This is a genomic window from Mycobacterium sp. Aquia_213 (assembly GCF_026625985.1).
Lineage (GTDB): Bacteria > Actinomycetota > Actinomycetes > Mycobacteriales > Mycobacteriaceae > Mycobacterium.
Window position 1 is genome coordinate 12,468 of record NZ_CP113116.1, and the last position, 13,327, is coordinate 25,794.

9 protein-coding genes are annotated in these 13,327 nt (G+C 69.1%); 1 reads left to right on the forward strand and 8 read right to left on the reverse strand.

Annotated elements, in window-relative coordinates; all coding sequences use genetic code 11:
• Positions 1-63 precede the first annotated feature (63 nt).
• The 7 genes from trxA to LMQ14_RS00100 all read right to left on the reverse strand — a co-directional run bounded on the left by trxA (position 64) and on the right by LMQ14_RS00100 (position 9,771).
• A complete protein-coding gene (gene trxA, locus LMQ14_RS00070; protein WP_090597962.1) occupies positions 64-417 on the reverse strand; it encodes a thioredoxin in 354 nt (117 codons plus the stop codon).
• Positions 414-1,430 carry a thioredoxin-disulfide reductase gene (trxB, locus tag LMQ14_RS00075; protein WP_267732859.1) on the reverse strand — a complete coding sequence of 339 codons (1,017 nt, stop codon included), beginning with the start codon at positions 1,428-1,430 and terminating at the stop codon, positions 414-416. The genes trxA and trxB overlap by 4 nt, the downstream gene beginning before the upstream one ends.
• A gap of 93 nt (positions 1,431-1,523) precedes the next feature.
• Positions 1,524-2,300, reverse strand: coding sequence for a hypothetical protein (locus LMQ14_RS00080; protein ID WP_267732860.1), 777 nt, complete (start codon positions 2,298-2,300; stop codon positions 1,524-1,526).
• A gap of 47 nt (positions 2,301-2,347) precedes the next feature.
• On the reverse strand, positions 2,348-2,935 hold the full coding sequence (gene sigM / locus LMQ14_RS00085; protein ID WP_267732861.1) for an RNA polymerase sigma factor SigM: 588 nt from the start codon (positions 2,933-2,935) through the stop codon (positions 2,348-2,350).
• Positions 2,936-2,996: 61 nt separating this feature from the next.
• Positions 2,997-6,659, reverse strand: coding sequence for a lipid II flippase MurJ (locus tag LMQ14_RS00090; RefSeq protein ID WP_267732862.1), 3,663 nt, complete (start codon positions 6,657-6,659; stop codon positions 2,997-2,999).
• On the reverse strand, positions 6,656-9,043 hold the full coding sequence (locus tag LMQ14_RS00095) for a hypothetical protein (protein WP_267732863.1): 2,388 nt from the start codon (positions 9,041-9,043) through the stop codon (positions 6,656-6,658). Before LMQ14_RS00095 ends, LMQ14_RS00090 begins: the two co-directional genes overlap by 4 nt.
• Positions 9,040-9,771 carry an NUDIX hydrolase gene (locus tag LMQ14_RS00100; protein WP_267732864.1) on the reverse strand — a complete coding sequence of 244 codons (732 nt, stop codon included), beginning with the start codon at positions 9,769-9,771 and terminating at the stop codon, positions 9,040-9,042. The genes LMQ14_RS00095 and LMQ14_RS00100 overlap by 4 nt, the downstream gene beginning before the upstream one ends.
• 95 nt (positions 9,772-9,866) lie before the next feature.
• Here LMQ14_RS00100 and LMQ14_RS00105 point away from each other — a divergent pair, with 95 nt between their 5' ends.
• Entirely contained in the window at positions 9,867-11,309 is a 1,443-nt protein-coding gene (locus tag LMQ14_RS00105; protein ID WP_267732865.1) for a CCA tRNA nucleotidyltransferase, read from the forward strand.
• A gap of 15 nt (positions 11,310-11,324) precedes the next feature.
• On the opposite strand, the gene LMQ14_RS28240 is transcribed toward LMQ14_RS00105, so the two are convergent.
• Complete coding sequence (locus LMQ14_RS28240; RefSeq protein ID WP_420714584.1) at positions 11,325-13,223, reverse strand: serine/threonine-protein kinase; 1,899 nt, start codon at positions 13,221-13,223, stop codon at positions 11,325-11,327.
• Positions 13,224-13,327 lie beyond the last annotated feature (104 nt).

The following is a 13,327-nucleotide window of genomic DNA, read 5'->3' on the forward strand; positions in this document are numbered from 1 at the left end:
CTTCTCGATTTCGGGAAAACCCCAGGCTAAACGGCGAGGCAACGCCGCAAAGCGGCTATGCGCTCAGGTGAGGTTGGGGACCGCGTCGGAAAGCTCGCGCAGCAGCGCCGCCTTGCCCTTCGCACCCACGATTCGCTTTACCGGCTGGCCGTCCTTGAACAGGATCATCGTCGGGATCGATACCACCTGGAAGTCACGCGCCGTCTCGGGGTTTGCGTCGACATCGAGCTTGGCGACGGTCAACTGATCGGACCGCTCGGCCGCGATCTCCTCGAGAACGGGCGCGACCATCTTGCATGGTCCGCACCACGTCGCCCAAAAGTCAACCAGCACAGGCTTATTGCTGGACAGTACGTCCGCGGAGAAGGAAGCGTCAGAGACTTCCTTTGTGGCCCCGGCTTTTTCGGCGTCGCTCATCGTGGTGCTCCAATCAGATCGGTGTTGTCCGCATTTCCGGTCGCCGACGTTTTGCCGGCGACTTCTGACTCTTCGTGGTCGGCCAACCACCGCTCGGCGTCAATGGCCGCCGCACAGCCGCTGCCCGCGGCGGTGACCGCTTGGCGGTAGGTGTGGTCTACCAGGTCGCCGGCCGCAAAGACGCCCTCCAGTGAGGTGTATGTGGTGCGGCCCTGGACAAGTACGTAGCCCTCGGCGTCGACGTCGACGACGTCGCGCACCAGAGCCGACCGGGGATCGTGGCCAATCGCGACGAACACACCCGTGACCGGCAACGTGGTTTCTTCGCCAGTTGCATTGTCGCGCAACCGTAATCCGGTCACCGTTGTCTCGCCGTCGACCGAGACCACGGTCTGGTTGGTCATGAATTTGATCTTGTCGTTGGTGCGCGCGCGCTCGAGCATGATCTTCGATGCCCGGAATTCGTCGCGGCGGTGCACCAGCGTCACGCTTCGTGCGAAGCGGGTCAAGAATGTCGCCTCTTCCATCGCGGAGTCACCGCCGCCGATGACGGCGATGTCCTGGTCGCGGAAGAAGAACCCGTCGCAGGTGGCACATGAGCTCACCCCACGGCCCAGCAACTCCTGCTCGCCGGGTACCTGCAGGTAGCGCGCCGCTGCGCCCATGGCCAGGATGACGGCCCGGGCCTTGACGGTCTCACCTTCGGCCGTGACGACCGACTTGACCGGCCCGTCCAGCGAAACGGATTCGACGTCTTCCATCCGCAGGTCCGCCCCGAAGCGCAACGCCTGCTCGCGCATCTGGTCCATCAGCTCCGGGCCGGTGATGCCGTCGCGGAAGCCGGGGTAGTTCTCCACCTCTGTTGTGGTCATCAGGGCGCCACCGAACGACGTACCTTCGAAGACCACCGGTGCCAGCTGTGCGCGCGCCGCGTAAAGGGCAGCGGTGTACCCAGCCGGACCGGATCCGATGACGATGACGTCGTGGACTGTGTCATGAGCGGAGTCGGTCATGCGTGCCTTTCCGATACAGATTTCTTCAATTGTGTCGAACGCCAGCGTAGGCGGGGGTGTTCCCCGTCGTGTCGCACAACACGTGGCACCACCTTAAGGGCGCGGGATCTGGGTGCTGGCCAACAGCCCCGTATCGGCGGCACTGCAGTTCAGCGCGACCGCGAAGACCGCCAGGTCGGCCGGACTGTCGGCGGGCAGCACCAGCAGCACGCCGGGGCGGGCGTTGATCTCGATCGGCCGCGCGCCGAGTATCTGCGTGGCCGCTGGATAGCCGAGACCGCCGAGGCAGGAGGCACGCCGGGCCGGGTCGCCGAGTGCACCGTAATCGGGAGCACGGCCGACCAGGCCGACGATCTCGGCCGCCGACAGCGGGATCGCCATCGGCGGTGTCGACACCGTGATGTGCATAGCGGTGGTCGGTGTACTCGGCGCGGGTGCGGGCTCGTTGAGCAGTGCCGCCGTGCCGAAACCGATCGCGGCGAGCACCGCGCCGACACCGGCCACGCCGGCGGCAACCCGGGCGGGGCGGATGTGCGGGCGCACGGAATGGGTGGCCACGCCCGCAGCGCCGCCGGGGCCCCCCGACCGTAGTGCCGCGGAGATTCGGTCGGTCACCTCGGCCGGTGGTTCGGGGGCCGAGTCCGGATCCGCGGCGACGGCGGCGACGTCGCGACGCACCTGATTCAAAGCACGCAGCACCCCTTCGGCTGCTGGATCTTCGCGGACTTGCCTACGCAACCGAGCGGCAGCTTCGCTGTCCAGCAGACCGGCCTGCAGGTCGGCGAGCGACTCGACCGTCGGCGGCGGGTCCGCACCCGCATTCGAAGGATCCGGGTCGTGATCCGCCGGCTCGTTCTCCGCTTCGCCCATCCGCCCCAGTGTCCGTCATGCCACCCCCGACGGTCGCGCCCGGCCCGCTAACGCTGGCCGGCGGGATGGTCGGGGGTGGCGTGGGCGCCGGCGTCGAGATAGCCGAGCAGGTGGGCGAGTCGCACCCGGGCGCGGGCGCATCGGCTCTTGACCGTGCCCTCGGCGACGCCCAGCAGCGCGGCGGTGTCGGCGATCGAGTAGCCCTGCATGTCGACCGCCACGATCGTCGCGCGCTGCTCGAGGGGAAGCCGCATCAGCGCGCGTTGCACCACGATGGCCGTTTCGACGTGAACCGTGCGATCGGGCACCGGATAGACGTCCTCGAGCGGCGTGGTCCGGTGAGATTTGGTGCGCCGCAGCCGATCCAGGCAGGCGTTGACCACGATCCGGTGCAGCCAGCTACCGACCGCGGCGTCGTACCGAAACGAGCCGGCACCCCGGTGGGCCGACAGCATGGCGTCCTGCAGGGCGTCTTCGGCGTCCTCGGGCGTGCGGGTGGTCAGCCGGGCCAGGCGGTGCAGCTGGCGCCGGTGGCGACCGAACAACTCGCCGAAGGCATAGCGGTCGCCGGCGACATGGGCGGCCAGCAGCTCGGCATCACTGCGTTCCTGCTGGATGTACCCCCCGAAGCCCACGGCCGGACAGTAACCAATCGGTTGTCGTGCGGCACTTCACTCGAGGGCGCGGTTGTGAGTGTCAGGACGCGGCTTGAACGGTGATCTCCGAGAAGCCGGCCTGGCTCTTACCGCTGGTGGTTCCCAGGGTGGAGATCCACACCAGCAGATCGGACGTCGGGGCGCCGGCCTTGACCGGGATGACGTTATGACCCGGCTTGAGCGTGAACGCCGGGGCCAGCACGGTGGTGTCCTCGAGCTTCGACGGCGACGCCGTCGACGCGGCACGAATCTCAACCTTGGTGCCGGTGCTCGGCGTATCGATGCTGACCTGGCCGACCACGGTGGGTTTCGGCAGCTGCAGTATCAGCCCTTCACCTTGCTTGAAGTTGGGGAACGGGACGGCATCGGTATAGACCTCGGTTGCCCAGGCGGTAGTCGGGTCGCCGTCGATGGCCTGCCCGGCCGTGCCCGGATTGTCGGGTTCGCCATCGGGGGAGAAGACCGAGGCCCGAGTGGGTTTGACGATGCTGCCCGCGGCTGCGGGATTCGCCGACGACGTACTCGACGAACTCGGCCCGTTGAGTCCGAGCTCGTCCTTGTTGAGGCCGCCGCCGACATTGCCGAAGATCTTGCTCACGATCGACGCGAGCACTAACAACGCGACCACGATGATCGCGAGTGCCGCGGCGCCGCCGATCGCCAGGTTGCGGCGTCGGCGCACCATCGTCCCGTACTCTCTGCCGCTCGCGCGCGCAGCCTCGGGCGGCGGTGAATCGTCGATCGGACCCAGCACCTCGGTGCGGTCGGCCACCGCGGTGGCCTGTTGCAACAGGTTCACAAGCGTTGAAGCACTACGGATCCCGCCATCCTCCTGCGCGGCGCGGACGGCCACCGCAGAGATCTGGAAGGGAATGTCGGGATCGATGGAGTTGGGTTCGACGGGAAGGCCCGATCCATCCCGCTCGGCCGGTGCGAGCCCGCTGCGCACCCCGAACTCCGGCAGCGGCCAACGGTTGACCAGCAGGGCATACAGCGTGGCGCCGATCCCGCGGATGTCATCCTCCGGGTTGGCGTCGGGCATGGTTGCCGGATAGGCGAGGACGACGTTGCCGTCAATGCTGATCCGAATCCGGCTGGGGTGGTCGATCGACAGGGCGACTCCGGCGCGGTGCGCGGCGTCGGCGGCACCGGCCAGCGACTGCATCGCCCGCACGGCCCCGACGGGTGAGGGCGCGGTGTCGGCCACTTCCTGCAGCGAGCCGCCGCGGATCCACTCCGCGACGACCAGGCCACCGTGATCCGACCGGACCACGTCGAGCACGCGCGCGATGCCGCCCTTGTCGATCCGGCTGAGCCGCAAGGTGCGCGACAGGATCTCCTGCAGGACGTCCTCGGGCAGGGCGCCATCCGGGTCGACGAACGTGAGCGCCACCTGGCGGTCGAGTGCGGTGTCGAGTGCCTGCCAGAACTGCAAGGGCGGCGCACCGCCGTGGAAGACCAGCAGTCGATACCGGCCACCGTTGATCCGGGCCCCGGGCACCAAGTGGACATCGTCGCCCGACGATTCCGCCGCACGTTCGCGACCGAAATCGCCGTTGCGCGGCTCCGGCGGAAGCGGGCTCGACGGAAGCGGGCCCGACGGCTCGGGCCTGCGCTCGGGGGGAATGTCGGGCTGGAAATCGTCGGCAGCCGGCCTTGCTGGCGGGGAGGGTCGTTCGCCGCCTGAACCCAAACCGGATCCAGGGCCGGATGCGGCGCTCTCCACGGGGCGGTCGGTCACCTCCGGTCCTTTCGCTAGCCGGGCGTCACCTGCCCGATCCGGAGGCCTGCGCCGGATCGGCTCCTGGACCGCATCAACCCCCGGCGGGGACAAATTCCTCTGCTCAGGGTACGTGACCGGGCCCCGCCGGGACGATCCCTGTGGCACAGCAGCCGACGCCGCGCTCGGGCCGGCACCGCGGCCACCGATCCGGCGCCGCACTGCCGCCATCGCCGCGACCGCCTCCGGGACCCGCGCACCAACCATGACCGCAACGATGATCGGCAGCATGATGCAGCCCAGCACCAACAGCCGCAGCAGCGAACCGCCGGCGCCACCGTGTGCGGTCAACGCGGCCAGCCCCAGCAGCCGGTCGGCGACGTGGGCGATCAGGCCGGCGAGCATCGACGCGACGAGCGTCACCAGCACCGTCCGTACCACCCCGACCCCGACCAGCTGGCCGCCGGCCGGCAACAGGGTGCGCCGCAGCAGGTAGTAGCCCACCAGGGCGCCGGCCAAGAACCCCAGCCCGTTGGCCAGCCCGAGGTATCCGGCCACCAGCGGAGGGTCACTGGTCAGGTGTGGTGCGAGCACCGAGCCGGCGATCTTGACGGCCGTGATGACGAGGATGATCACGAGCGGCGTCCAGGGCTGCTCGCGCGCGTAGAACACCCGCAGCTGCAGCAGCACCAGGCCGTAGGGAATCAACGTGAACGCCGACAGGGCGATCGCGGCGCCCAGGTAGCCGGCGTCGACCCCGCCGAAGTGACCGTAGGCGAACAACGCGCTACCGATCGCGGGCCCGCCGACGGTCATGAACGCCACGATCGGAATCAGCGTGATCAACGTCAGCCGGGTGGCCAGCGACAGGTCGGCGAGCACGGCCTTGGTGTCGCTGGCCGCCGCGTTGCGGCTCAGTCGCGGCATCACCACGGTCAGCACTGTCACGCCGATCATGCCGAACGGCAGCATCAGCACCAGCCAGGTGTAGTTGTAGATCGCGGGGCCGGAAGCCGCTGCGGTACTGGCGATTTGGTTTCCCACCACCAGGCCGAGCTGGCTGATCAGCACATAGAGCACCATCGCGACGGCCATCGCGCCGAAGCGCTTGAGCCGCGCGTCGATTCCCCACAGCGGGCGCAGGCTGATGCGCTCGCGGCGCAGCGCGGCCAGCAGCACCGCGGTCTGGGCGTACACGCCCAACGTGGTGCCGATGCCGAGCACCAGCAGCTTGGTGTTGCCCATCCGGACGGGATCGACCGACAACTCACCGGGGACGATCAGATACACCGCCAGGGTCACCAGGGCGACGACGTTGTTGACGACCGGGGACCAGGCCGTCGGCCCGAACACGTTGCGGGTGTTCAGGATTGCCATGAACACCGACGTGAGGCCGTAGGCAAGCACCTGCGGCAGCAGCAGGTAGGCGAACGCGGTGGTCAGCGGCTCGTTGACCTGCGGGCTGCGGCCCAGCATCAGTCGCACCAGCAGCGGCGCGGCCACCACGGACACGACGGTGGCGAACACCAGCAGCGTGGTGGTGACGGTGACCAGGCGCCGGACGAACGCGGCGCCGCCGTCGGGGTCGCTCTGCTCGGCCCGGGCCAGCACCGGCACGAAGATCGCGGTGAAGGTCGCCTCCAGCACCAGCGCGGCGACCAGGTTCGGCAGCTGATTGGCCACCGAGAAGGCGCTGGACAGCGCGGCGCCCAGGATCGCGGCCAGCAGCACGATGCGGGCGAATCCGGTGATCCGGCTGACCAGCGTCGCGAGCGCCATCGCCCACGACCGCGACACCAGCGCGGCGTCGGACAGTTCCACGCGCCGCGTGGGCAGGGCGGGGCCCGGGGGGCCCAGGGGAATGTGTCCCGTCGGCGGCGGAATCCGGCCCGGTGCCGGCGGCCCGGGCGGTCGCTGCGGGATTGGCGGTTGGTTCCGCTGCGGCGGTTGCTGTGGATGGGACCGCCGGTAGGCGGGTTTCATACGCGGTGCTCTTCGTCGACGCGGTCGCCGACCTCACGCCCTGCGTCGGCGGGATGGTGATGGGGCGGGTCGGGGCGGTCCAGGTCGGCGCGGTCGGGCTGGCCGCGGAACCGGTGCCACAGCCGTCGCCCGGCGAGCAGCACGAGCACCGCGGCCGCGGTCAGCGTGATCGCGAACAGCACCTTGCCGTAGGCGTTGGAGTGCACCGACATGCGCACCGGATCGCCCAGCCGGGTGCCGTCCGGGGTTCGCAGCGTCACGTCGATCGCGACGCGCTGGGTGAAGTTCACCTCGATCGGCACCCGCAGCGGCAGGTAGCCGGGCGGCAATTCGATCTGGCCGACGTCGGTCACGGTCATCCCGGGCGGGGCGTCGACCTGCAGGCGGACGTTGATCGGCACGGCGAGGCCGTTGTGCAGGGCCAGCGGCAGGGGACTGTGCTCGGTGGCCAGGGTGTAGGAGCCGCCGGGGTTGACGATCGTCACCGCGCCGAACAAGTCGTTGATCGTGTTGCCGACGACCGCGAGCCGCTGCTGGGCCAGCCCGTTGCGGGTATCGGGTGGTTCCGACTGGCTCAGCGAGCGCAGCATGTCTTCGCGCAACGGCGCGGTGTACTGGACGCCGGTCAGGCCGGTGCGCTCGTCGGTGCTCAACGCCGACGTCAGTTTCCACAGCCGGCCGGTCTGGCCGTTGATGTCGGCGATGACGTTCTCACCGAAGCGGCCGCGTTCCGGGTCTTCGACGTCCAGCGGCTGCGGCGGCTCGGTGCGGGCCGCGGCCTCGGCGATCACCGCCGGCAGCGGCCGGGGCACCCCCAAACCGGACCGGATCGTGGTGGCCAGCGCCGTCAGGATGACCTGCGCGTCGTCGGCCTGCAGGTTCCACGTCGCCGGCGGGACCAGGATCTGCGTGCGCGGCGGGGCGTCTCGATCCAGGGCATGCCAGAACATCGAGCCCAGGGCGTCCTGCCGGCGCGCGGTGTTCGAGTCATGCGCGAGCCGGACCGTCAGCGAGGGATCCAGATAGGTGGGAACGCTGGGGCTGTTGCCCGCCCCGGCCAGTGCCGCACCGACGGCCGGATCAAACGGCGCAACGACCACCTGCGGGGACAGCCGTCGGGGTGCGGTGTCGACGCCGTCGGCTCCGGACGCCGCCGGTGAGTCCGGGGCGACCAGGTCGCCGGCAGCGACCGCGACAGTGCTGTTGTTGGCGCTGAGCAGATCGACCGCGCCACGGGTCAGCGGGCCGTCGGGCAGCAGGGTGGCACCGCGGGTCGACGCGACGTCCAGGATGTGGTCGACGATGTCGCCGACGGTGGTGGTGGCAATCGAGCTGAGCCCCGGATCGTTGACGCGTTGCAAGGCGTCCAGGTCGGCCTGCGCGTAGGGCAGCGGCGCGACGCAGGTGCGCTTGCCCAGCGCGCGCAACCGGTTCAGCCAGCCGGTCGCGGCGGTTTGCCCATTGCCCGGGTGTGTCGGGGTGCCCGGTTGTTGTGCGGGCCCGTCGGGGGAGTTGGACACGACGTAGCCGGCCGTCATCGCGTTGACGGTGACCAGCAGATCCGGGTCGATGGCCAGGCATAGCGCCCGGCCCACCGCGCCGTCGGGGTCGACGTCGTGGCTGGTCGCGACCTCGGCCGCGGACAGCAGGATGTCCAGCCGGCCGCCGGTGGCCAGTGAGGTCGCCAGGTCGTCGTCGACCAGCCGGACTCCGATGGTGCCGCCGGGTTGACCCGGGGATAACCGGGGCCGGTCGGCCAGCGGCCACAGCATCGTGACCCACACGGGCTTCGAGGTATCCGGCGCCACCGCGGATTCCAGGGCATCGGCGCGGTCGGGCGGCACCCCGATCACCGGCAGCAGGAACCGCGCGTTGTCCAGCCGCGCGGGGGCGCCGTAGTCGGGCGTGCCGTTCGCGTTGACCAGCAGGGGATAGATCCCGGGCTGGTTGATCCCGAGCGACGACTTGGCCAGTGAGCGCAGCGGCGCGGACAGCGTGAAGCCGACCTCTTGGCCGCGCTGTAGTTCGGGTGCCACCGTGAGGAAGTCGGCGGCCGGCTGGTACTGATCGGTGGCGCCGTCCAGGGCGGTGCGCAGGCCCGCGGACGCGGTGACCGCGGCGGCGTGTTCGAGCCGGACCATCACGTCGCGGACCGGGCGGTCACCGATGTTGGTCACCATTCCGCTGACCGTGACGACCGGCGGGCTCGTCGTGGTGACGACGTCCGGGGTCACCTGATCGATGCGGACACGGACGAACGGCGTCGATCCGGGCTCGTCGGCCGACGCGCGAGGCGTGCCGATGGGCCCGGTCAGCACGGCCACGATGCCCATCACGACGGCGAGGCGCGACAGACCGGCCCAGCAGAGTCGCGAAGCGGTCACGGCCCCGGCCCGTGACCGTTCTTACGACCGCGCGGCTTGTCGGAATGACGGGTTCGGGAATGCGTCTGCGGGTTGCGCCGGGGCGCGCTGGGCGGCAGCGGCGGAAGAGCGGCGGGCCCGTCGGTTTGCAGCTTTCCGATCAGCTCGTTGGCGACCTCGGCGAGGCGACGTTCGTCGGCGTAGGCCAATCGGGACGGCAGCTCCTGCATCGGCACCCACGCCACCTCGGCGACTTCGAGGTCTTCGTCGGACAGCTCGCCACCGGAGAAGCGCATCAAATAGTGGTGCACGGTTTTGTGCACCCGGCGGCCATCGGTGACGAACCAGTAGTCGATGCGCCCCAGCGCGGCCAGCACGCTGCCGCGAATGCCGGTTTCCTCGGCAACCTCGCGAATAGCGGTCTGCTCGGCGGTCTCGCCCAGCTCGATGTGGCCCTTGGGCAGCGACCACAGCATGCGTCCGCGCCGATCGATGCGCCCGATCAGGGCCGCGACCTGGGTGTCGAGCGGGCCGTCGATGCCGTCGATGACCAGGCCGCCCGCGGAAGTCTCGTGCACGGTGCGCAACCGCTCCGGCACCCGGCGGGGCGCGCGCGGTCGGCGCCCGTTGCCCGCCGTCGAGTCGGCGGTCACTTTGGCTTCGGCGTCGTTTTCCGACGCGCCGCCACCGCCGCGACCGCGACGACGCCCCCGACGTCGACGTGGTTTGGCTTGTTCGCCATCCGACACCCAAGCGATAGTAGCTGGCACGAGCTGTTCTTCCGGACACACTCGCCGCTGGTGCGGGCGCGACGACGGCCCGCGCTCGACTAGATTGATCGAACGTGTCCGAACCCGCTGACGATGTTGAGCTGCTCGCGTCGGCTCTCGTCTCTCTCAGAGAGCACCACGAGGTGCTGAGCGGACTGGGCTCCTTGTTCGAGACCGCCGGGCACGACTTGTATCTGGTGGGCGGGTCGGTGCGCGATGCGCTGCTGGGCCGGTTGAGTCCCGATCTGGACTTCACCACCGACGCCCGGCCCGAACAGGTGCAGCAGATCGTGCGGGGGTGGGCCGACGCGGTCTGGGAGACCGGCATCGAATTCGGCACCGTGGGCGTTGGCAAGGACGAGCACCGGCTGGAAATCACCACGTTCCGCGCCGACAGCTACGACCAGGTGTCGCGCAATCCCGAGGTGAAGTTCGGCGACCGACTCGAAGACGACTTGGTGCGCCGGGACTTCACCGTGAACGCGATGGCCGTGCGCATCACGTCGGCCGGGCCGGGCGAATTCCTTGATCCTCTAGGCGGTTTGGCGGCGCTCAAGGCCCGGGTGCTGGACACCCCGGCGGCGCCCTCGGTGTCCTTCGGCGACGACCCGCTGCGAATGCTGCGCGCCGCGCGGTTCGTCTCGCAGCTCGGGTTCACCGTCGCCGCGCGGGTGCGGACGGCGATCGAGGAGATGGCCCCGCAGCTGGCCCGGATCAGCGCCGAACGGGTGGCCGCCGAGCTGGACAAGTTGCTCCTTGGCGCGGACCCGGTCGCCGGGATCGACTTGCTGGTGCAGACCGGAATGGGTGAGGTAGTGCTGCCCGAAGTCGGCGGCATGCAGATGGCCATCGACGAACACCACCAGCACAAGGACGTCTACCAGCACTCGCTGACGGTGCTGCGCCAAGCCGTCGCGCTGGAAGACGACGGCCCGGATTTGGTGCTGCGCTGGGCGGCGCTGCTGCACGACATCGGCAAGCCCGCCACCCGACGCCACGAGGACAACGGCGGCGTGAGCTTTCACCACCACGAGGTCGTCGGCGCCAAGATGACCCGCAAGCGGCTGCGGGCGCTCAAGTTCTCCAAGCAGATGGTCGACGACATCTCCAACTTGGTGTATCTGCATCTGCGGTTCCACGGCTACGGCGACGGCAAGTGGACCGACTCCGCGGTACGCCGCTACGTCACCGACGCCGGCCCGCTCCTTGCGCGGCTGCACAAGCTGGTGCGCGCCGACTGCACGACCCGCAACAAGCGCCGGGCCGCCCGGCTGCAGGCCAACTACGACCGCCTGGAGGCGCGTATCGCCGAGCTGGCGGCCCAGGAGGATCTGGCGCGGGTGCGCCCCGATCTGGACGGAAACCGGATCATGGAGCTGCTCGACATCCCGGCCGGGCCGCAGGTCGGTGAGGCGTGGCGGTTCCTCAAGGAGCTGCGGCTGGACCGCGGCCCGTTGACCGACGAAGAGGCCACCGCGGAGCTGCTGGCCTGGTGGCAGACGCGGGGTGACGCGTAGCGGAATGCCCCGGCGCTAATTGCCGGTGCGCACAAATCTGTCGTCGATATCCACGCTGAGGGGGCAGGATCCCGTCTGTTCGTGGTGACCGTGCCCGATGAGCAACGTGATCGGATTCTGCGGGGGTTGCGGGAGCGGATACCGTGCGCTGGCCTTGATATGCAGCGGGCCGCCGCCCTGTTCACACTTGCCGTCGAAGTCGCGCGACCACACCCAACCCCCGTCGCCGAAGATCAACACCCGGGACTGGTTGGGAGGTGAATGGAAATAGCTCATGCATCCAGCACCGGAGCGAAGACAGTCGGTACGGACGGTCCAGTCGACCTCTGTTGGTTTGGACCCGTTGGAGTAGTTCCGGGTCTCGTGATAGCGGCCGTCTAGCGCTTCTGCCGGGGACACCACCCGCGGCGGCAGGGCGGTCGGGTCGGGGAGGCTGTTGATGTCGACGTCTGCACCGCGGGTGAAGGTGACGGTTCGTTTGCCGCTGCAGTTGTTGCCGGCGGCCCAGCTGTACTCGCCCGACAGAGTGCCGTCGGGACGTGGTTGCAGGTTGAACACCTCCCAGGTGTCGGCGGTGATGCCAAGGCAGCCATAGGGGCCGGTACCGACGGCCAACCACCGGCCGTCGACATCGTCGAACACCAGCGCCGAAGACAGGATGTAGTTCCCGCTTCGACGGGACGCGTGCGCGGCACAGCCGGTTGGACGGCACGCCGAGCGGACGGCCCACGTTTCGGTTACCGGAGGTTTGTTCGCAACCGGCTTGCCGTCGAAGTCCATGCCGGGGCCGAAGTTGGCGGTGTACATGCCGGTGAATGGACCATTGTTGGGCAGTGCGGCAGCGACCGGCTTGGGTTGCTCGCCGCCGCGTGCGGAGATCGTGACTGCCGCGAAGGCACCGCCCCCGATTAACAACGCGATCACCAGCAGTGCGGGAATCAATACCTTGGGGCGCCGCCAAATTCGTGTGCCGGGGGGTTTCGCCGGCAGTGCTTGCGCCGCCGATGGCGGTCTTTGCAGGGCGTACGCGGCCATGGTGGGGGCGAATTGGGTGTGTTGCAGGTCGGAGGGGGCTGCGGTCAGCCGGGCGTGTAGCTCGCGGGCGAAGTCTTGGCAGCTGGCGAACCGGTCGGCGGGCGCCTTGGCCATCGCCCTGGCGAAGACCGGGTCCAGGCCCGCCAATTCCGGGCGGCGTTCGCCAATCGGTGGTGGTGGGCCCATCACGTGTTTGGTGATCACCACTGCCGCGCTGGAAAAGTCATACGGGGGAGCTCCGACGAGCATGTGAAACGCCGTGCCTGCCAGGGCGTATTGGTCGGCACGGGCATCGACGGGCTCACCCATCAACTGCTCAGGTGCCGCATAGGCCACCGTGCCCACCGCAATGCTGGTCGCGGTCAGCCCCGCGGTGTCATCGACGCGGCGCGCGATACCGAAGTCGCTCAGAAAGGTCCGGCGCGACTCCGAATCGGGTTCTGCCAGCAGGATGTTGCCCGGTTTGACGTCGCGGTGTAGCAGGCCGCGCCGATGCGCATAGTCCAGCGCCGAGGCGACTCCGGTGATGATCGGCAACACTTCGCCGCTGGGCATCCCGCCGGGGTAGTGGTCGTGCAACAGCCGGGCCACATCGGTGCCTTCGACATAGTCCATCGAGATCCAAAACTGGCCGTGGTATTCGCCGCGGTCGTGGATGCCGACGATATTGGGATGCGACAGGCTCGCCCCAATGTCGGCCTCGCGTAGGAACCGAGCCCGAAACCCCGGGTCGGCGGTCAATTCCGCCGACAGCACCTTCACCGCGTCGTGGCGAGGTAGCCGAGGATGCTGCGCCAAGTACACCGTGCCCATCGCGCCGGAGCCGAGTATCCGCAATATCCGGTATCCGGCAAACTCCTGGCCGACCGCTAACAGCATGGACAAAATGGTAGATGCGCCATGCGTGGCAAACTGCAAATTCGCAGCAATCACCGGGGAACGCGGGGACAGTCCACGGCATTGGGCCATGGCGGGGCGCCGAT